Origin of the sequence: Streptomyces sp. NPDC006259 (genome assembly GCF_042870975.1) — a bacterium.
Taxonomy (GTDB): Bacteria; Actinomycetota; Actinomycetes; order Streptomycetales; family Streptomycetaceae; genus Streptomyces.
Genome location: NZ_JBIAHY010000002.1, coordinates 733393 through 750918, shown reverse-complemented (window position 1 = coordinate 750918; position 17526 = coordinate 733393). Strand labels below are relative to the sequence as shown.

Annotated in this window: 16 protein-coding genes; 6 read left to right on the top strand and 10 right to left on the bottom strand. The window is 72.7% G+C overall.

Annotation, left to right across the window (positions count from 1 at the left end; genetic code table 11):
* Window positions 1-21: 21 nt before the first annotated feature.
* Window positions 22-1542, bottom strand: coding sequence for an MFS transporter (locus ACFYO5_RS09290; RefSeq protein ID WP_388706073.1), 1521 nt, complete (start codon window positions 1540-1542; stop codon window positions 22-24).
* Between the two features lie 333 nt (window positions 1543-1875).
* On the opposite strand from ACFYO5_RS09290, the gene ACFYO5_RS09285 reads away from it, so the two are divergent.
* The gene (locus tag ACFYO5_RS09285) at window positions 1876-2160 is read left to right on the top strand and encodes a DUF4190 domain-containing protein (protein WP_388706071.1); all 285 of its coding nucleotides are present in this window, start codon (window positions 1876-1878) and stop codon (window positions 2158-2160) included.
* 76 nt (window positions 2161-2236) lie between these two features.
* Here the strand turns inward: ACFYO5_RS09285 and ACFYO5_RS09280 are convergent, their stop codons facing one another.
* The 3 genes from ACFYO5_RS09280 to ACFYO5_RS09270 form a co-directional block, all read right to left on the bottom strand.
* Complete coding sequence (locus tag ACFYO5_RS09280; protein ID WP_388706069.1) at window positions 2237-2983, bottom strand: cupin; 747 nt, start codon at window positions 2981-2983, stop codon at window positions 2237-2239.
* A 144-nt stretch (window positions 2984-3127) separates the two neighbouring features.
* Window positions 3128-4828: a cellulase family glycosylhydrolase gene (locus tag ACFYO5_RS09275; RefSeq protein WP_388706066.1), complete on the bottom strand. Its 1701-nt coding sequence runs from the start codon at window positions 4826-4828 to the stop codon at window positions 3128-3130.
* A 164-nt stretch (window positions 4829-4992) separates the two neighbouring features.
* Entirely contained in the window at window positions 4993-6651 is a 1659-nt protein-coding gene (locus ACFYO5_RS09270; protein ID WP_388706064.1) for a catalase, read from the bottom strand.
* A gap of 211 nt (window positions 6652-6862) precedes the next feature.
* Between ACFYO5_RS09270 and ACFYO5_RS09265 the strand changes: the two genes are divergently transcribed.
* A complete protein-coding gene (locus ACFYO5_RS09265) occupies window positions 6863-7792 on the top strand; it encodes an aminoglycoside phosphotransferase family protein (protein ID WP_388706062.1) in 930 nt (309 codons plus the stop codon).
* A 239-nt stretch (window positions 7793-8031) separates the two neighbouring features.
* Here ACFYO5_RS09265 and ACFYO5_RS09260 read toward each other — a convergent pair whose 3' ends face one another.
* Window positions 8032-8517, bottom strand: coding sequence for a VOC family protein (locus ACFYO5_RS09260; protein ID WP_356564803.1), 486 nt, complete (start codon window positions 8515-8517; stop codon window positions 8032-8034).
* A 438-nt stretch (window positions 8518-8955) separates the two neighbouring features.
* On the opposite strand from ACFYO5_RS09260, the gene ACFYO5_RS09255 reads away from it, so the two are divergent.
* Both ACFYO5_RS09255 and ACFYO5_RS09250 read left to right on the top strand, forming a co-directional pair.
* Complete coding sequence (locus ACFYO5_RS09255; RefSeq protein WP_388706059.1) at window positions 8956-9609, top strand: ATP-dependent Clp protease proteolytic subunit; 654 nt, start codon at window positions 8956-8958, stop codon at window positions 9607-9609.
* A 1-nt stretch (window position 9610) separates the two neighbouring features.
* Window positions 9611-10213 carry a ClpP family protease gene (locus tag ACFYO5_RS09250; RefSeq protein ID WP_388706057.1) on the top strand — a complete coding sequence of 201 codons (603 nt, stop codon included), beginning with the start codon at window positions 9611-9613 and terminating at the stop codon, window positions 10211-10213.
* Window positions 10214-10234: 21 nt separating this feature from the next.
* Here ACFYO5_RS09250 and ACFYO5_RS09245 read toward each other — a convergent pair whose 3' ends face one another.
* Window positions 10235-10639, bottom strand: a complete 405-nt coding sequence (locus tag ACFYO5_RS09245) for a helix-turn-helix domain-containing protein (RefSeq protein ID WP_388706055.1) — start codon at window positions 10637-10639, stop codon at window positions 10235-10237.
* A 662-nt stretch (window positions 10640-11301) separates the two neighbouring features.
* Between ACFYO5_RS09245 and ACFYO5_RS09240 the strand changes: the two genes are divergently transcribed.
* Window positions 11302-12189 (top strand): RNA polymerase sigma factor SigF, encoded by an 888-nt coding sequence (locus tag ACFYO5_RS09240; protein ID WP_388707169.1) that lies wholly within the window; start codon window positions 11302-11304, stop codon window positions 12187-12189.
* 35 nt (window positions 12190-12224) lie between these two features.
* Here the strand turns inward: ACFYO5_RS09240 and ACFYO5_RS09235 are convergent, their stop codons facing one another.
* Window positions 12225-12680 carry an ATP-binding protein gene (locus ACFYO5_RS09235; protein ID WP_388706052.1) on the bottom strand — a complete coding sequence of 152 codons (456 nt, stop codon included), beginning with the start codon at window positions 12678-12680 and terminating at the stop codon, window positions 12225-12227.
* Window positions 12681-12788: 108 nt separating this feature from the next.
* Entirely contained in the window at window positions 12789-14036 is a 1248-nt protein-coding gene (locus tag ACFYO5_RS09230; RefSeq protein ID WP_388706050.1) for a DUF6777 domain-containing protein, read from the bottom strand.
* Window positions 14037-14197: 161 nt separating this feature from the next.
* Between ACFYO5_RS09230 and ACFYO5_RS09225 the strand changes: the two genes are divergently transcribed.
* Complete coding sequence (locus tag ACFYO5_RS09225; protein WP_388706048.1) at window positions 14198-15475, top strand: streptophobe family protein; 1278 nt, start codon at window positions 14198-14200, stop codon at window positions 15473-15475.
* 454 nt (window positions 15476-15929) lie between these two features.
* Here ACFYO5_RS09225 and ACFYO5_RS09220 read toward each other — a convergent pair whose 3' ends face one another.
* Entirely contained in the window at window positions 15930-16937 is a 1008-nt protein-coding gene (locus tag ACFYO5_RS09220; RefSeq protein ID WP_388706046.1) for a serine/threonine-protein kinase, read from the bottom strand.
* Between the two features lie 10 nt (window positions 16938-16947).
* Complete coding sequence (locus ACFYO5_RS09215) at window positions 16948-17508, bottom strand: hypothetical protein (protein ID WP_388706044.1); 561 nt, start codon at window positions 17506-17508, stop codon at window positions 16948-16950.
* Between the last annotated feature and the right edge of the window lie 18 nt (window positions 17509-17526).

Sequence of the window (17526 nt, the reverse complement as noted above, 5' to 3'; positions counted from 1 at the left end):
GCGCCGGGGCACGCGGTCGGCTCAGCCACGCCGGGAGGAGGGTTCGGCCTCCTCGTACAGCCGGCCCGCGGTGGCGACCAGTTCCTCCCGTTCCCGCGCCGAACCCACCATGGGCGGGGACCCCTTGAGCGCCACCTGCGCGCTCTCGGGCAGGAACCGCACCGTCAGCAGTCCGATGGCGCCCGCCGCGATCAGGTAGTAGGCGGGCATCAGGTCGTCGCCGGTGACCTCGATGAGCGCCTCCGTAACGAGCGGAGTGGTGCCGCCGAACGCGGCGACGGCGAAGTTGAAGCCGATACCCATGGCGCCGTAGCGCACGGCCGTCGGGAAGAGGGCGGGCAGGGTGGCGGCGCTCGGTGCCGCGAAGCCCGCCAGGAGGGTGGACAGGATCAGCACGCCGAGGATGGGCGGCCAGGTTCCGTCCGCCTTGATCAGCAGGAAGGACGGGACGGCCAGCACGATCATCGCGGCGGCCGAGACGCCGTACACCGGGCGGCGGCCGACGCGGTCGCTGAGCCTGCCGATGAAGGTGATCAGCAGGACGATCCACACCATGCCCACCAGCACCAGGACATCCGCCGAGCTGCTGGAACGGTGCAACGTCTCGGTCTGATAGGTCGGCAGGAATCCCGTGACCATGTAGTTGGTGACGTTGTAGAGGAGCACGAGTCCGGCGCAGATCAACAGCGCCCGCCAGTGGTTGCCGATGATGGCGCGGAACTCGCTGCCCGCCGATTCCTGCGCCAGGGTGTGCTCGTGTTCGTCGAGCTGCTGTTGGAAGGCGGGGGATTCCTCCAGCTTGAGCCGGATGTACAGGCCGATGACGCCCAGCGGTCCGGCGATCAGGAACGGGACGCGCCAGCCCCAGTCGAGCATCTGCGCGTCGGTCAGGGCCAGGTTCAGGACGGTCACCAGGGCGGAGCCGAGGGCATATCCGACGAAGGTGCCGAAGTCCAGCCAGCTGGAGAGGAAGCCGCGGCGTCGGTCGGGTGAGTACTCGGCGACGAAGGTGGTCGCGCCGCCGTACTCGCCGCCGGTGGAGAAGCCCTGCACCATGCGGGCCAGCAGGAGCAGGACGGGAGCGGCCAGGCCGATGGTGGCGTAGCTGGGGATGAGGCCGATGGAGAAGGTGCCGGCCGCCATCATGATCATGGTGGCGGCGAGGACCTTCTGCCGTCCGATCCGGTCGCCGAGCGGGCCGAAGACCAGTCCGCCGAGCGGGCGTACCAGGAAGGCGGCGGCGAACGTGGCGAAGGAGGAGATGAGCTGGGCCCCGGGGGACGCGCCGGGGAAGAAGACCTTGCCGATGGTGGCGGCGAGGTAGCTGTAGACCCCGAAGTCGAACCACTCCATACAGTTGCCGAGCGCGGACGCGCCGACCGCGCGGCGCAGCAGCGGACCCTCCACGACCTGTACGTCGTCCTCACGGAAGGCCCGTTTCTCGCGCCTGAGCCTGCGGACGAGGTCCGTACGGACCTGGACGGGCAGGTCGGCCGGAGTGCCGCCCGGTGGCGGGGAGCCTTCGGAGAGTACGTCGGCCACGGTAGCCAGGCACCTTTCCTCGATCGCGACATTTGGCACGTATGCGCAGTCTGGCCCTGTGGACACACCGGCGCACGTCGTGCTGCTGCCCGAGACCGGGGACGTCATACCGGCGGATGTCGTGACACGCGTCTCCTGATCCTGATCGGCCCGCCGTGGCCTGAGGAATCGGACCCGCTGCGGGGCCACCGGTCGTCGCCTTCGCGCGCGGCGCGCGTTCGCGGAGACATGGGACCGCCTCGAAGGGGCATTCGAATTGACGCGTGACACACACCGACAGACCGCGGCCCGTTCGACCCGTTCGGTCCGCCACACAGTCAACCGGGAGTCCCCATGGCGAGTTACGGCAGCCGCTCTGCCGCGTCCACCGGATCGCGCACCAACGGCCTGGCGATCGCGAGCCTGTGCTGCGGCGTCATCGGCCTGTTCATCCTGAACATCGTCCTCGGCCCGCTGGCCATCATCTTCGGCGCCATCGCCCTGCGCCAGGCCGCCGCCAGGAACGGCGCCGGCATGGCGAAGGCCGGCGTCGTCCTGGGCATCGTCGACGTCGTGCTCTGGATCGTGCTGCTCGCCGTCGCCGCCAACGGCGGATACGGCTGGTACGTCGGCGGCTGACCAGGCCCGCCGCGTCCGCGCGGGGACGGGTGCGAGGCACCGGCCGGGCCCACGGCGTCCGACGAGGGACGCGGGGTCACACGGCCGTGGTGTCCGGCAGCGCGTACTCGTCCCTGCGGCCGCACATCCCGAAGCCTTCGCGCCGGATCGGCGCGGCCTCGTACGCGGTGGCGCCGCCGAGATACGCCGGCTCCCCCGCCGCCAGCGCGTCGAGCTGGGCGCCGGTGCGTTCGGCGGCGGCCAGCGCGCCCGCCCGCCACAACGCGCGCCACACCGGCACCCTCTCGCGCACCAGCCCGGCCGCGGCCCGCTGGAACGCCAGGAACGGCTTGTCGTCCCCGGCGACGAGAGCCTCCCTCAGGACGAGATACCCCTGTACCGCGAGATCCCGGCGCCGGCGCGCGGCGACGGCCACCTCCGCGCCGGTGCCCGGCGGGAGCGCCGATGCGGCCGCGTACCGCTCCGGATCGGCGAGCACCTCGGGCGGGAACGTGAAGACGGCGTCCCCGGCCTCCGGCAGGCCGCTGTTCTGCATCAGCACCGTGACGCGCAGACCCCCGCCCTGCACCATCCGGTGCACGGTGCCCGGCGTGAACCAGGCCACCGATCCGGGTTCCAGGGGAATGTCCCGGTAGCCGTCGGGACTCAGGGTCTGCACGGCTCCCCGGCCACCGGTGACGACGTACGCCTCCGTGCACACCAGGTGCAGATGGGGGCTGCCGCCGCACACGCCGTCGGCCGCCTCCCAGTCGTAGGCGGTCAGGTGCGACAGGCCGACGGCACCGGGCAGCGGGTGCGGCGGTACGGGCCCGGAATCGCTCACCGCGACACATCCTTCGCCTGAGAAAGCGGTTGCGCCGACGAGCCTAGGGCAGCGGCCATGTCAGGACAACCACGGGCGCCGGTCTCCTGGCGCGCGTCGGCCGGCGAAGGCGTGGAGCCCTCGCCGGCCGGTGGGCACAATCGCTCAACCGGTCGTGCAGGCGGTGCCGTTCAGGGTGAAGGCGGTCGGTGCCGCGTTCGCCGTGGCCTTGGTGCCGATGAAGCCGACGGTCACCGTGCCCGCGACGGGAATCGTCGAGGTGTAGGACGCCGCGGCCACGCTCACCTTGCTCCCGCTCTGGGTGGGGGTCCCGCCCCACATGTTGGACACCGTCTGGCCGTCGGGGAAGGAGAAGGCGAGGGTCCAGCCGTCGACCGGCGCGGCACCGGTGTTGCGGACGGCGATCTCGCCCTGGAAGCCGCCCGGCCACTGCCCCACCACGCGGTAGCCGACCGCGCAGGCGGCGCCCGGGGTGCCGCCGTCCTTGTCGGTGGTGACGTTCACCGTGGCCGAGCGCGCCGATCGGTTCCCGGCCGCGTCACGGGCGTAGACCGCGAAGGTGTACGCCGTGTCCGGGGCCAGGCCCGTCAGCGTCGCGGTGGTCGTCGTGGACGCGGCGACCTTCGTCTCGCCGGCGCCGCTGATCCGCACGACGTCGTAACCGCTGACGCCGACGTTGTCCGTGGCCGCGCCCCAGGTGAGCGTCGCGGAGGTGGCGGAGACGGCGGAGGCCGCCGGGGCGCCGGGGGCGGTCGGCGCCTGGGTGTCGCCGGGGCCGGTGCCGCCGAAGACGGTGGCTTCCTCCGCGGTCTGGGCGATGCCGTTGACGCCGTTGAAGATGCGCTGGCCCCAGGAGCTGAGACGGGTCGGGTCGAAGTCGACGGCGAGGTCGAGGACCGGATCGGTGTTGCCGCTCCAGGACCAGGCCAGGTAGCCGAGGTCGAGCCGTTCGGCGGTGGCCATCATGGTGTCCTCGTCGGGGTCGCCCCACTGGTCGGCGGGACCGCCGAACTCGCCGATGAGGATGGGGAGTCGGGCGCTGACGAAGGCGTTGAGGTAGTCGGTGATCTCCGCCGCGGTGTCGAAGACGCTGTACATGTGGATCGAGAAGATCAGGTTGCCGGTCGGGTCGGCGTCGTAGACGGACCGGGCGTTGGCGCGCATGACGCCCTGCCAGTCCTGGCCCCAGTTGGGGGCGTCGACCATGATCGTGTGCTGGAGGCCGGCGGCGCGCAGTTTCTTCACGGCGGCGATCGTCGGGTCGGTCCAGCCCTCCGGGGCGGTGTTGCCCCAGGGCTCGTTCCCGATGTTGACGATGACGTAGTCCTCCTGGCCGGCCAGGACGCCCTTCAGGCCGATCCAGTAGTCGGCGGCGTGGTCGAGGGTTCCGGCGGCCGCGTCCTCGCCGTAGCCGGTGGTGTCGTGCACCTCCAGGACGCAGATGAGGCGGTTGGCCTTGCACTGGCCGATGACGGAGGCCACGTCCTCGGGGGTGTTCCTGGTCCAGCGGTGGCCGTCGGAGAGGACGACGCGGACGGTGTTGGCGCCCAGCGCCTTGATGTCGGCGAGGGACTGCGTCTCGCCGGGATACCAGGTGTGGGCGTGGTTGACGCCGCGCATGACGAAGTCGTTGCCGTTGCCCTCCAGCAGTCGGCCGTCGCTGATGTGCAGGCCGGTGGCGAGGGCGTGGGGGGACTCGGCGGCCTGCGCGCCGGCCGGGGCCAGGAAGCCCAGGACGACGGCGAGGGCGAACAGGGCGGCCAGGACGCGCGGACGCGTCGGCGCGGACGGGCCGGCGGGGGCGGGCAGGAACCTCTTCCGGGTCGTGCTGCGTGCTCTTCTCACTGCGACTCCAGGAGTGAGCGCCAGGAACTCAGGCATCGGGAGGATGGGTGGGAGCGCTCCCATGAAAGCCACTGCGACAAGTACACGTCAAGGTGTCGCGCACAGACCGTCGGCCACCCCGTCGCTTCGACGGGGTGGCCGACGGTCCGATGGGCCCGCGCGCCTCAGCGGGTCACGACGTGCCGCTCGTCCGGCACACAGTGGGTCATCGTCAGGCCCTCCACGTCGCGGGGCGGGTTCTTGCCCAGGTGGGCGAGCCGGTCGCGGTCCTCCTCGGTCAGGTCCTGGCTCGCCAGCGGCTCCAGGTCCGCCACCTCCTCCGGGGTGATGCCGAGGCCCTCACCGATCCGGAGCCCGAGGTCGTTCTCGACCAGGAGGAAGTGCCACACCATGCGCTCCTGGACCGGCCGGTCGCACTCGGCGAGGGCGGACGTCAGGTTCTTGACCAGGTCGTCGCGCTCCCACTGCTCCATCAGGAGATAGCGCTGCCCGGCCTGCTGGTAGTCGTTGGTGCGCGGAATCCGCTTGCGGGTGAGCCGACCGCGGATCTCCGGCCCCTGCTCGTCGTGCGTGGGGTACTGGGCCTCGCGCAGCCCGCCGGTGATCGAGGGTTCGTAGTTGACGCTCGGGTTCTCGCCGCCGCCGTCGACGTGGTACGTCATCTGCCCGTCGCGCTGGTTGGTGCGCACGTCCGCGTTCTTGGCATGGTTCACCGGCAGTTGGAGGTAGTTGGGGCCGACGCGGTGGCGCTGGGTGTCGCTGTAGGAGAAGGTGCGGCCGACGAGCATCTTGTCGTCGGAGAAGTCCAGGCCGTCGACGAGGACCCCGGTGCCGAAGGAGATCTGCTCGTTCTCGGCGAAGAAGTTCTCCGGCATCCGGTTCAGCACCATCTTGCCGACCGGCTTGGGCGGGAACTCCTGCTCGGGCCACGTCTTGGTGTCGTCGAGCGGGTCGAAGTCCAGCTCCGGGTGGTCACCGTCCTCCATCATCTGCACGAGCAGCTCCCACTCGGGATACTCACCGCGCCCGACGCTCTCGTACAGGTCCTTCGTCGCGTGGCCCAGGGAGTCGGCCTGCACGTTGGCGGCGTCCTCCTCGGTCATGCTGCGCACGCCGACCTTGGGCATCCAGTGGTACTTGACCAGCACCGTGCGGCCCTCGCCGTCGACCCACTTGTACGTGTTGACGCCGAAGCCCTGCATGTGGCGGTAGTCGGCGGGGATGCCGCGCGGGCTGAACAGGTTGACCAGCATGTGCATGGCCTCGGGGGTCTGCGACATGAAGTCGAAGATGCGGCGCGGCTGCTGTTCGAAGGTGACCGGGTCGGGCTTGAGGGCATGGATCACGTCGGGGAACTTGATCGCGTCCCGGATGAAGAAGACTCCCAGGTTGTTGCCCACGAGGTCCCAGTTGCCGTCCTCGGTGTAGAACTTCACCGCGAACCCGCGGGGATCGCGGGCGGCCTCGGAGGAGTCGCGTCCGCCGATCACCGTGGAGAAGCGGACCGCCAGGTCGGTGCGCTTGCCGCGCTCCTGGAAGAGCTTGGCACGGGTGTACCGGCCGATCGGCTCGTCGCCCCAGGTGCCGTACGCCTCGAAGTAGCCGTACGCCGTGACGCCGCGGGCGTGGACGACGCGCTCCGGAATGCGCTCCCTGTCGAAGTGGCTGATCTTCTCGAGGAACTGGTAGTTCTCCAGCGTGGCGGGGCCGCGGGCGCCGACGGTGCGCTGGTTCTGGTTGTCGTGGACCGGGTGCCCCTGCCGGTTGGTGAGCACCTTCCGGTCGTCGCCGCGATCGGACCCCTGGCTCGCTACGTCCGTCATGTACATGCGCTCCTTCGCATTGGTTCCCCGCGGTCACGGGGTGCGGGGCTGCCGGGCAACCACCGCCGGATGTCGTGGAACGGTCCGGGTACCCGGTGGGCCGGGACGAGTCATCCGTGTCAGCTTGGGGCCGCGCGCGGGGCGCTGCATCCCGAACCCCGCCCGGGAAATCGTTGGACAGCCGTCGCGCCCGTCACCTGGAATGAGCGGCATGTGTGCGGTGAAGATGCGCCCGGACGAACTGGACCTGGACCCGGCGCTGGTACGGCGGCTCGTCGCCACCCAGTTCCCGCGCTGGGCGACGCTGTCCGTGGAGCGCCTGGCGTCCTCCGGCACGGAGAACGCGATGTTCCGGCTGGGCACCGACAAGGTGATCCGGCTGCCCCGGCATCCGGGAGCGGTGGAGAACGTGGCGCACGAGCAGCGCTGGCTGGAGCGGTTGGGGTCGCGGCTGGCCGCCCCCGCGCCGGTGCCGCTGGAGCAGGGGGCGCCCGGCGAGGGGTACCCCTGGCCGTGGTCCGTCTACCGGTGGCTGGACGGCCGCAATCCCGTCGTCGGCTCCCTGGAGCGACCCGATCCGCTCGCCGCTGACCTGGGGGCGTTCGTCGCCGAGCTGCGTCGGATCGACGCGCGGGGCGGGCCGCCGGGACCTCGGGGCGGGCCGCTGGCGGAGCGGGACGCGCCCACTCGCTCGGCCGTCGCCCGGTTGGCGGGCCGGATCGACACCACCGCGGTCACCGCCCTCTGGGAGGAGGCGCTGCGCGCGCCTGTCCGCACGGCGCCGCCCGCGTGGGCCCACGGCGATCTGTCACCGGGCAACGTGCTGGTCGCGGACGGCCGACTGGCAGCGGTGATCGACTTCGGCACCGTGGGCGTCGGGGACCCCGCCGTCGACCTGATCGTGGCCTGGAACCTGCTGCCGGCACCGGCCCGCGCCACCTTCCGTGAGGCGGTGGGCGCGGACGACGCCGAGTGGGCACGCGGCCGGGGCTGGGCACTGTCGATCTCCCTGATCCAGTTGCCGTACTACTGGGAGACCAATCCGCCGCTGGCGGAGAACTCGCGGCACGTGATCAAGGAGATTTTGGCGGAGGCGGAGGCTGAGGCGGCGGCTCAGACGGCGGCCGAGGCAGCTGGGTGACGGAAGCGGGGCGGGTGCGGGGTGCCGCGGGTGACGGCAGGGGGTACCGGAGCACCGGGTACGGAAGGCCTGACGTGACGGACGCGCGCCCGGAACACCGGACGGCGGGACCGTGAGGCGCGGGGGCCGGGGCGGCAGGCTCTCCGGGTAGCGCCGGGGGTGGCGAACCGGCGATCGCAGGCCCTCCGCGTGACGCCGGTCGCGCCGGCCGCTCAGGGACTCCGCCCCGCCCGGCGCGCCTACTCCTCCCCGTCGTAGGCCCTCCGCAGGGCGGCGAGGTCGAGCTTGCCCATGGCGAGCATGGCCTTGGTGGCGCGGCCGGCCTTCTCCTGGTCCGGGGCGGTGAGCATCTGGATCATCTCGGTGGGGACGACCTGCCAGGACACGCCGTACTTGTCCTTGAGCCAGCCGCAGGGGCCGGGCTGGCCGCCGCCCTCGATGAGCCTGTCCCAGTAGTAGTCGACCTCGTCCTGGTCGGCGCAGTCGATCTGGAAGGAGATGGCCTCGTTGAACGTGAACTGCGGGCCGCCGTTCAGGCCGACGAACTTCTGGCCGTTGGCCGTGAACTCCACGGTGATCACCGAGCCGGCGGGGCCCGGGCCGGCCTCGGTGTAGCGGGCGACGGCACCGACACTGGAGTTCTTGAAGATCGTCGCGTAGTGGTGGGCGGCTTCCTCCGCCTGGCCGTCGAACCAGAGACACGTGGTGAATCCGTCGGTGGTCATGAGTTCCTCCGGGAGCGCGAGAGTGCGTGGAGCGCGGTCAACAGTGTCGACCGGTACGGCCCCCGGAACTCATCGCTCGGCGGCGTCCGGATTCCGGATCGGGCACGGAATCGCCCACGGAACGACTCACGGAACGCCCCGGAGAGGCCCTGGACCGGAACGGACCGGCCGCCGTGAACCGTCCGTCCGGCATGGTCCTGACCGGCAGGCATGGCCCGGTCGCCGGCATGGCCCGATCTCTCCGCCATGGTCCGATCTCTCCGCCATGGCCCCGTCTCGGCGCCATGGCCGGTCCCGCCGGTGTCGCCCGTCCGGCCCGGCCCTCTGCTGTCGGCGAATCTGCCCAGGGCAGGGAAATCCGCCGCGGCCGTGGTCGCCGGCCGAGAGTGGGTGGCGCGGCGGGGGCACCGCCGCACTCCCCCTCGACAAGGAGCGCCCATGTCCCGATTCTCCGCCGGCCCCGCGCCGGTCCCGCTGCCACGGGCCGAGGAGGGCGACACTCCTCCCAGCCGCTTCGACGACCAGCTCGCGGCCCAACTGCTCAACCAGCGCGTCGTGTTGCTCGGCACCCAGGTGGACGAGGTGTCCGCGAACCGGATCTGTGCGCAGTTGCTGATCCTGTCGGCCGAGGACCCGCGCACCGACATCAGCCTGTACATCAACAGCCCCGGCGGCTCGGTCCACGCGGGCCTGGCCATCTACGACACGATGCGGCTCATCCCGAACGACGTCTCGACGCTGGTGATGGGATTCGCGGCCAGCATGGGGCAGTTCCTGCTGAGCGTCGGTACGGCGGGCAAGCGGTACGCGCTGCCCAACGCGCGCGTCATGATGCACCAGCCGTCGGCCGGCATCGGCGGCACCACCGCGGACATCGAGATCCAGGCCGAGAACCTGGAGTTCACCAAGCGGACCATCGAGCGGATCACCGCAGAGCACACCGGTCAGAGCGCCGAGACCATCTCGCGGGACGGTGACCGCGACCGCTGGTTCACGGCCGAGGAGGCCAGGGAGTACGGCATCGTCGACCGGGTCGTGGAGTCGCTGGCCGACATCCGCCCCGTCGCCTCGAAGCGACGGATGGGGCTGTGACATGGGGACGTACACGATTCCGAACGTGGTCGAGCGGACCCCGCAGGGCGAGCGGTCCTACGACGTCTACAGCCGGCTGCTGGCCGAGCGGATCATCTTCCTCGGCACCGAGATCGACGACGGCGTCGCCAACGTCGTCATCGCGCAACTCCTTCATCTGGAGTCGTCGGCACCGGAGAACGAGATCGCGCTCTACATCAACTCCCCCGGCGGCTCGTTCACTTCGCTGATGGCGATCTACGACACGATGACGTTCGTCCAGGCGCCCATCGCGACGTTCTGCGTCGGCCAGGCGGCCTCCACCGCGGCCGTCCTGCTGGCGGGCGGGGATCCCGGGCGGCGCTTCGTCCTGGAGCACGCGCGGGTGCTGCTCGGGCAGCCGGCCAGTGGCGGGCGGCAGGGCACGGTGTCGGACCTGGCGCTCCAGGCCAAGGAGATGGTCCGCATCCGGGCCCAGGTCGAGGAGGTGCTGGCCCGGCACACCCACCACGATGTCGCCACCCTGCGCGCGGACATGGACCGCGACAAGGTGTTCCCCGCGCACGAAGCGGTGGCGTACGGCCTGGCCGACGAGGTGCTGAGCCGGCGCCCCGTGCGGGTGTGAGGCACCGGCCCCGAGGTGCCGTCAGGCGGCCAGGCAGAGCCCGTTGTGCGAGGACGTGGTCGCCGTACGGCTCGGCCGCGGCGTCCGGCCGGTGATGCGGACCAGGTCGTCCTGGGCGCGGGCCAGCAGGTCGCCGAGGCTCAGGCCGAGCGCGCGGGCGGCTGCCGCCAGGACCTCCGAGGAGGCCTCCTTGCGGCCACGCTCCACCTCCGAGAGGTAGGGCATGGAGATGCGGGCGGCGTCGGAGACGTCCTTCAACGTGCGTTCCTGGGCCTGGCGTTCACGGCGCAGGACATCGCCGACCAGGTCGCGCAGGAGCGGTTCCCTGGCGGTGGGCGGCCGGTCGGCGGGGCGGGCGGTCCCCGGGCGCTCGGCCGAGGGGCGCAGCGGGATCACGCGGGCGTGGTTCGACGCTTGGTTGCTCACCTTCCCAGCCTAGGAGCAGCGGCCGCGTCGGGAAGGGCCCCGGCGTTCCGCCCTCAGGGAAATCGCGGCCGCCCCCGGCCGGGCACGGGGCACACCGCCCGGCACGGAGGTCACCGGCCCGGCGCGGGGTGGGAGGACTGGTGCCGGAGGGTGCCGTCCGTGGAGGGTCTCGCCATGGAGACCGCTGTGGTGCACGCCGCAGCGGGAGTCCGGGCCGGCGCTGCCTCGCACGCCGGGACCGGCGTCACCCCGCCGGACCGCCGACGGGAGCACGCGGAGCGAGGCCGGCAGGGATCAATGGGAGCCGGCCCGCGACGCCCACTCCGCTGACGTCACCCTGCGGCGTCGCGAACAGGACGTCAGGTACCGGGCGCCGCGTGTGCCGGGGGGGGTGGTGGGAGCGCCCACCCCGCATTGCCCGCACAGGCCGGCCCTGGCCCGGCGGGCGGCGGGCGGCGGGCGGCGGGCGGCGGGCGGCGGGCGGCGGGCGGCGGGCGGCGGGCGGCGGGCGGCGGGACGAGCCTGCCACTAAAATTCGTGGCATTCGGTGGGCATGGGTTCGCCGTGTCGGGGTATTCGCCGGACGAGCGGGCTTGCCGTACTCGGTCCGTTCACCGACCGGGTACGAAGGACGTCCGACCGTGACTTTCGTGGGAGAGGCAATGCACACCGCCGTGATCGGGTCGCAGGCACAGGTTGTCGAGGACACCGCCGGGACCAGCACGGGCGGCGCACCGCTGCCGGGGATCGCAGATCCCCGCCGCGTGGCCCCCCGCGACGCACGAGAGCTGTCGCGTCAGTTCTTCCGGCGGCTGACGGAGCTGGAGGAGGGCACGCACGAGTACCAGTACGCGCGCAACACCCTCATCGAGATGAACATGTCACTCGTGCGGTTCGCGGCCGGGCGGTTCCGGGGCCGCGGGGACGACATGGAGGACGTCGTCCAGACGGGAATGATCGGCCTGATCAAGGCCATCGACCGGTTCGAGATCTCGCGCGAGGTCGAGTTCACCTCCTTCGCGCTGCCGTACATCGTGGGCGAGATCAAGCGGTTCTTCCGCGACACGACCTGGGCCGTGCACGTACCCCGGCGGCTCCAGGAACTGCGGGTGGAGCTGGCCAAGGCGCGCGACGAACTCGCCAGCCGCCTCGACCGGGAGCCGACCGTCGCCGAGCTGGCCACCCTGATGAACCTCGCGGAGCACGAGGTGATCGAAGCGCAGATCGCGGCCAACGGCTACAACTCCTCCTCCCTGGACGCCGCCCTCACCGGCGACGGTCCGGAGGGCGGCGAGGCGGTGCTGGCCGACTTCATCGGCGTGGAGGAGGACGGTCTGCGGCTCGTCGAGGACTTCCACTCGCTCGCCCCGCTGATGGCCGAACTGAGCGAGCGCGACCGGCAGATCCTCCACATGCGGTTCGTGGAAGAGGCCACCCAGGCGGAGATCGGTGAGCGGCTCGGCTGCTCCCAGATGCACGTCTCCCGCCTCATCAAGCGGATCATCGCCCGGTTGCGCGAGGGGATGCTGGGAGAACTCGGCTGCGCCTGAGGAAGGCCGACCGTGGGGCCGCCCGGCCCCACGGTTCAGTCCGCGGTGACCGCGAGGACGGCGCGGACGCGCTTGCCGACGGGGATGCGGTCCGCGGTGACCTCCGCGGTGATGGCGTGCACGATCTCCAGGCCGTGCCGGCCGATGCGCCGGGGGTCCTTGGGAAACCGCCTGGGCAGCGCGTCGCTGCTGTCGTAGACGGCGACCGTCACCGACGTGTCCGTGCCCTCCAGCTCCAGGATGTAGGGGCCGTTGCTGTGCCGGTCGGCGTTGGTGACCAGCTCGCTGACGACCAGCAGCACGTCGCCGCCGAAACGGTCGTCCATCCCCGCGCACCATTCCGTCCTCAGCTGCTCGACGAAGCGGGCGGCGAAGTCGCGGGCCTCGGCGATGCAGCCGGGTTCACCGGTGTAGTGCGCCGCTCGGCGGAGCGGCTCCACGGGTACGTCGAAACCGGTCGGTATCACTGCCCCGTCCAGGTGCTTGATCATGCTGTTCTCTCTCCGAGGCCGGACTGGCCGGACGCTACTGCCCCGGTGCTCGTACCCCGAAGTCGGCCGCGCAGTCCCCCGTCTTCGGCTCGGCTTGCCCGGGCTGCCTCACAGCACGGATGAACTGGCCGAAGACCGTGCGGGGGCCGGGGGCGAACCGCCCTGGGACGTGGTGTCGGCCGCCTCGGAGGGCCTGGAGTCCTCCGCCCCCGGTTCGCTCGACGAGCCCGGCGGTTCCGGTGACGAGGGCGGCTCCGGTGACGAGGGCGGCTCCTCGGAAGCGGGGGGCGGCTCCTCGGAGGAGGGGGGCGGCGCGGGGCTGGACGAATCCGGCGCGTCCGGGCTCCGCGGGGTCGAGGGAGAGGTGGACGGCGAAGTCGGCGCGGTGACCGTGGCCGACGGTTTCGGCGGCGCCACCGGGGGCTTGACGGGCCGGTCCGCGGTGCCGGTGTCGCCGCGGGGGCGGGCGAACCAGCGGTCCTCGTCGGGGTCGTAGAGGACGAACATCTTGACCACCGTCGGGGCCGGGGTGACCACCACGACGTTCGCGGGCTGGTACGACGGCCAGGAGTCGCCGACGCGCTTCGGGGTGGTCTGCTGGGCGACGGGCGGGGTGAGCGGGTTGCCGCAGGCGCAGCGCACGCGCGGCACTCCGTGGGCGTCGATGAGGACGGCGGTGCCGGACTGGAGGACGGCCTGGTAGGGGTGGGCGGCGCCGTCGCGGTAGCCGTGGTTGGTGACGCGGGTGTCCATGCGCAGCTGAACGGGGGTGAGGGAGCGCAGGTAGGCGGGGACCTCGGCGGGGTCGATGCCCGGGACGGACGCGAAGGCCCGGTTCCTGTCGGGCGCCGCCCCGAGCGCCTTCACCTGCTTCTCCACGTCGCAGGCGGCCACGGAGCGGGTGCCGCCGTACAGTCCGGGGGCGCCGCCGTCGACGCCCCGTACGGCGTTGGCGGGCGCGGAGGCGGTCGCCGGGCCCGTGGTGGTGGGCGGAGGCGAGCTGTCCGTGGCCGTCGATCCGGTGAAGGGGTCCGGGCCGGTCTTGCCCGCGGCCTGGAGGAAGACCTCGCTGTCGCCGCCACCCGGGCCGCCGCCCGGCCCATTGCCGCCGGAGCGGGTCGTCAGGACGATGGCGACGGCCGCCGCGACGACGAGGGCGGTGGTCAGCAGCGCGATACGGGACGCGGACCGCCACCACGGCCGACCGGGCCCGGGCGCGCCGCCGGACGGGGCCGGGCCGCCCGAGGACCCGCCGGGAGGTGGTCCGGGCGGCCCGGAGGGAGGCTGCGAGGGGCCGGACAGCGGGCCGGAAGGCGGGCCGGAGGGGCGGCCGGAGGACGGCGGTTCGACGCTCACGAGCACTCCCGACGTGGGTCTCCGCGGCGCACTGCGTGCCGACGTACGCCGCTTGGTCCGCAATACTCCTATTGTGCGCTCTTGTGACGGTTGGCCCGCAAGTGGACGCGGACGGCCCTCTCCGCAGGCGCGGCCGGCCGACGCTGCCTAGCGTGGCGAGGGTGAGCCACACCCTCCCCTCCGGCCAGGCGCTGTCCCGTCACGGCTGGGTGCAGGCGGTCGCCACCGCGCTGGCCGCACTGATCACCATGGGGATCGTGGCCGCGCTCGGACTCTGGGCGGCCGGTGCCACCGGTCTGCCCGCCGGGGCGTACCCGAGGGTGGTCGCGGCGACCGTCGTCACAGCCGTCGGGGGCTCGATCGAACTCTCGGGGGACGCCGGCGGGATCGCCGGCACACGGGCGGGCCTCACGGTGATCCCGCTGTCCGTGACGCTCGCCGGTGCCCTGGTGACGGCCGCCGGGTTCCTCCGTCCGCTGCGGCACCGGGCGGTCGCCTCCGCGGCCGAGCTGGCCGGCTGGGCGGCCCGCATCGCCGTGGTGTGGCTCCTCGCGCTGCTGGTCGTCGCCCTCACCGCCCGCCGGACGTTCGCGCTGTCCGTGGGCGACGACACGCTGCACGACCTCGGTGAGGTGTTCGGCGTGACGCCGAGGGCCGGTTTCACCACCGACGTGCCGCTCACGATGCTGTTCGGTCTCCTGTGGCTGGTCGGTGTGCTGGCACTGGCGCTGCTGGTCTCCCGAGGGGCTCCGCTGCCGCCGCGGCTGCTGCGTTTCCAGGAGTCGGTGCGGCCGACGGCGTACGCGATGGTCGTGCTGCTGCTCGCGTGCGTCGCGCTGGGTGTCGTCATCGCGCTCGTGACCGCGGCGACCCGCGGCCGTGCCGCGGAGACCCTCGCGGTGGTACTGCTCGGCATGCCCAACCTCGTGTGGCTGGCGTTCACCGTCGGGCTGGGTGCCACCTGGGAGGGCCGGGTGGAGGGGCCGTTCGGACTGCCGATGCCGCACGTCCTGGACGAGGTGCTGCGCGGCTCGGACACCGCCACGCTGAACCTGCGCACGCTCACCGAGCAGGACGGCCGGGTGTGGTGGCTCGTCGCCGTGGACGCGGTGCTGCTGCTGGCGGCGGCGTTCGTCATGGCGGCCCGCTCTCCGGCCCGGACGCCGGCCTGGCGGCACGCCCTGCACATGGCGGTGGGGCTGGTGCTCGCGGTGCTGATGATCGGCCTCGTCGGCCGGGTCTCCGCGCACTACGGCCTGACGCTGCTCGGCATCAGCGACCTCGGCGGCACGGATCTCGCCGGTGACCTCTTCCTGCGCCCCGAGCTGTGGTCCGCGCTGGGCCTCGCCGCGCTGTGGGGACTGGTCGCCGGGTTCCTGGGCGGACTGGCGGCACGGGGAAGGAGGGGGCGGGGCAGGGTGGGCGACGGCCACCGGTAGGCGCGACGGCGACCGACCCGACAGCCCGTCGACGTCCGGATCGGCCCGGCACCCCGAAGCCGCACCGGACCCTGTCTCGCCAGAGTCGCACCGGGGCCGACCTCGCCCCTCAGTCCCACCCGGCCTGCGGGCCGCACCGGGCCCGCCGGGCCTTCCGAGACGGACCGGCGCATCGACCCGGCCCACGCCAGGACGTGGCGTACGCAGGCGAGAGGGAGCACCGCCTCGGCGCACGACCGCCCTCCCCGACCGCACCGCCCTCGGCGCACGACCGACCGCACCGACCGCACGCTCCCACCGGCCGGAACGCGAACCCCTCGCGGGCCCCGCCCACCGGCGGAACCACAGCGGGCCCGCTCCCTCCCGGAGGCGGCACCAGACCCGTGCCCGGCAGCCGTACTGGGCACGATCGCCGCCTCTTGGGGCGCGTCGGCCCCGCTCCGGCGAGATCGCGTCAGGCCCACCCGCCCCCCGGTCCGAACACCGGGGCCGCCCAGCGGGGCGGGGGCTTGGGCCGGCCGTCCTTTCCCGGCGCCGCCGCCACCCTGCGGTCCACCTCCGTCGGCGGGTGTCGCCGAGGCGGGCCGCCCAGCAGCGACGTCCTCAGGGCGGCGACGAACCCGAGGCAGGTGGCGTGACGGGCGTCGGGGGTCTTGGCGAGGGCCTGTGCGAAGACCTCGTCGACGGCCGGCGGCAGATCGGGCCGGGTCGCGGTGAGCGGGGGCGGCTCGTCGTACTGGTGGGCCCACAGCAGGGCCATGTCGTCCTCGCGGCGGAACGGCGGGTGGCCCGCGAGGGTCTCGTAGACGACGCAGGCCAGGCCGTACACGTCGCAGCGGCCGTCGACGGGGCGGCCGGAGATCTGCTCGGGAGCGACGTAGTCGAGGGTGCCGACGAACTGGCCGACGGTGGTGAAGCCGGTCAGGGACAGCGACTTCTTGGTCAGGCCGAAGTCGGTGAGGTAGACGTGCTCGGGATGGTCGCTGTCGGTGCCGCGGTCGACGAGGATGTTGCCGGGTTTGACGTCCCGGTGGACCAGGCCGTGCTCGTGGGCGGCGTCGAGGGCGGAGGCGACCTGCGCGGCGATCCTGGCGGCGGTGGCCGGCGGCAGCGGTCCGCCGCCGTCGAGGAGGTGGCGCAGGTCGCTGCCGGCGACGTAGCGCATGGCGATGTACAGGAGCCCGTCGGTCTCGTCGGCCTCGAAGACCGGCACGATGTGCGGGTGGTCGATCGCCGCGGCGACCTGCGACTCGTGCGTGAAACGCCTGCGGAAGGTGTCGTTGCGGGCGAGTTCGGGCGCGAGCAGCTTGAGCGCGACGGTTCGTTCCAGACGCAGGTCCCGGGCGCGGTAGACGACGGCCATGCCACCGCGTCCGATCTCGCGCTCGATGCGGTAGCCCGCCACCTGCCGCCCGATCAGGTCGGAGGGCCGGCCGGAGAACAGGCTCGTCTCGCGGCTCATCGGATCTCGCTCATCGGGCTTCACCGTCGGGTGTCACGACGCGGGTCGGGGCGTGGCCGACGTCCGGGCCGTCGTCCTGGGCCGCGGCGGGCGGGTCGTCGGCCGCGTAGGTGCTGAGCCGGGTGCCGTCGCCGTACGCCCAGCGGGACCGGGCGGGGTCGTAGAGCCAGACGGACTCGCCGTCGACGACCACGCCGATCCGCAGGCCGTGGGTGCGACGGCGGAAGGTCTCGCCGTCGAGGCCGCCCGCGGCGAGTTCCTCGACGGCGGCCAGGTAGCGCGCGAGGGCCTGTTCGCTCCGGCCGAGCAGCGGACGCGGGTCGGCCGTGGCGGCGAGGGTGTCGTCCGGGAGGGGCGGGTCCTGGGGTACGGCGACGAGGTAGCGCCCGTCCACCCAGGCCGACCAGCCGTTGGAGCACAGGACGTGCCCCCAGTCGCCGCGCCGCTCGACGAGCCGGACGGGCAGCAGCGGGTCGAGGGGCATGGTGGGCCGGGCGGGGTCGGGGGCCTCCCAGGCGGGCATGCCCTGCTGGGGGACGACGTGCGTGGGCCGGAAGCCGGGGGTCGTCATCGCGGGCCCGCTTCCGCG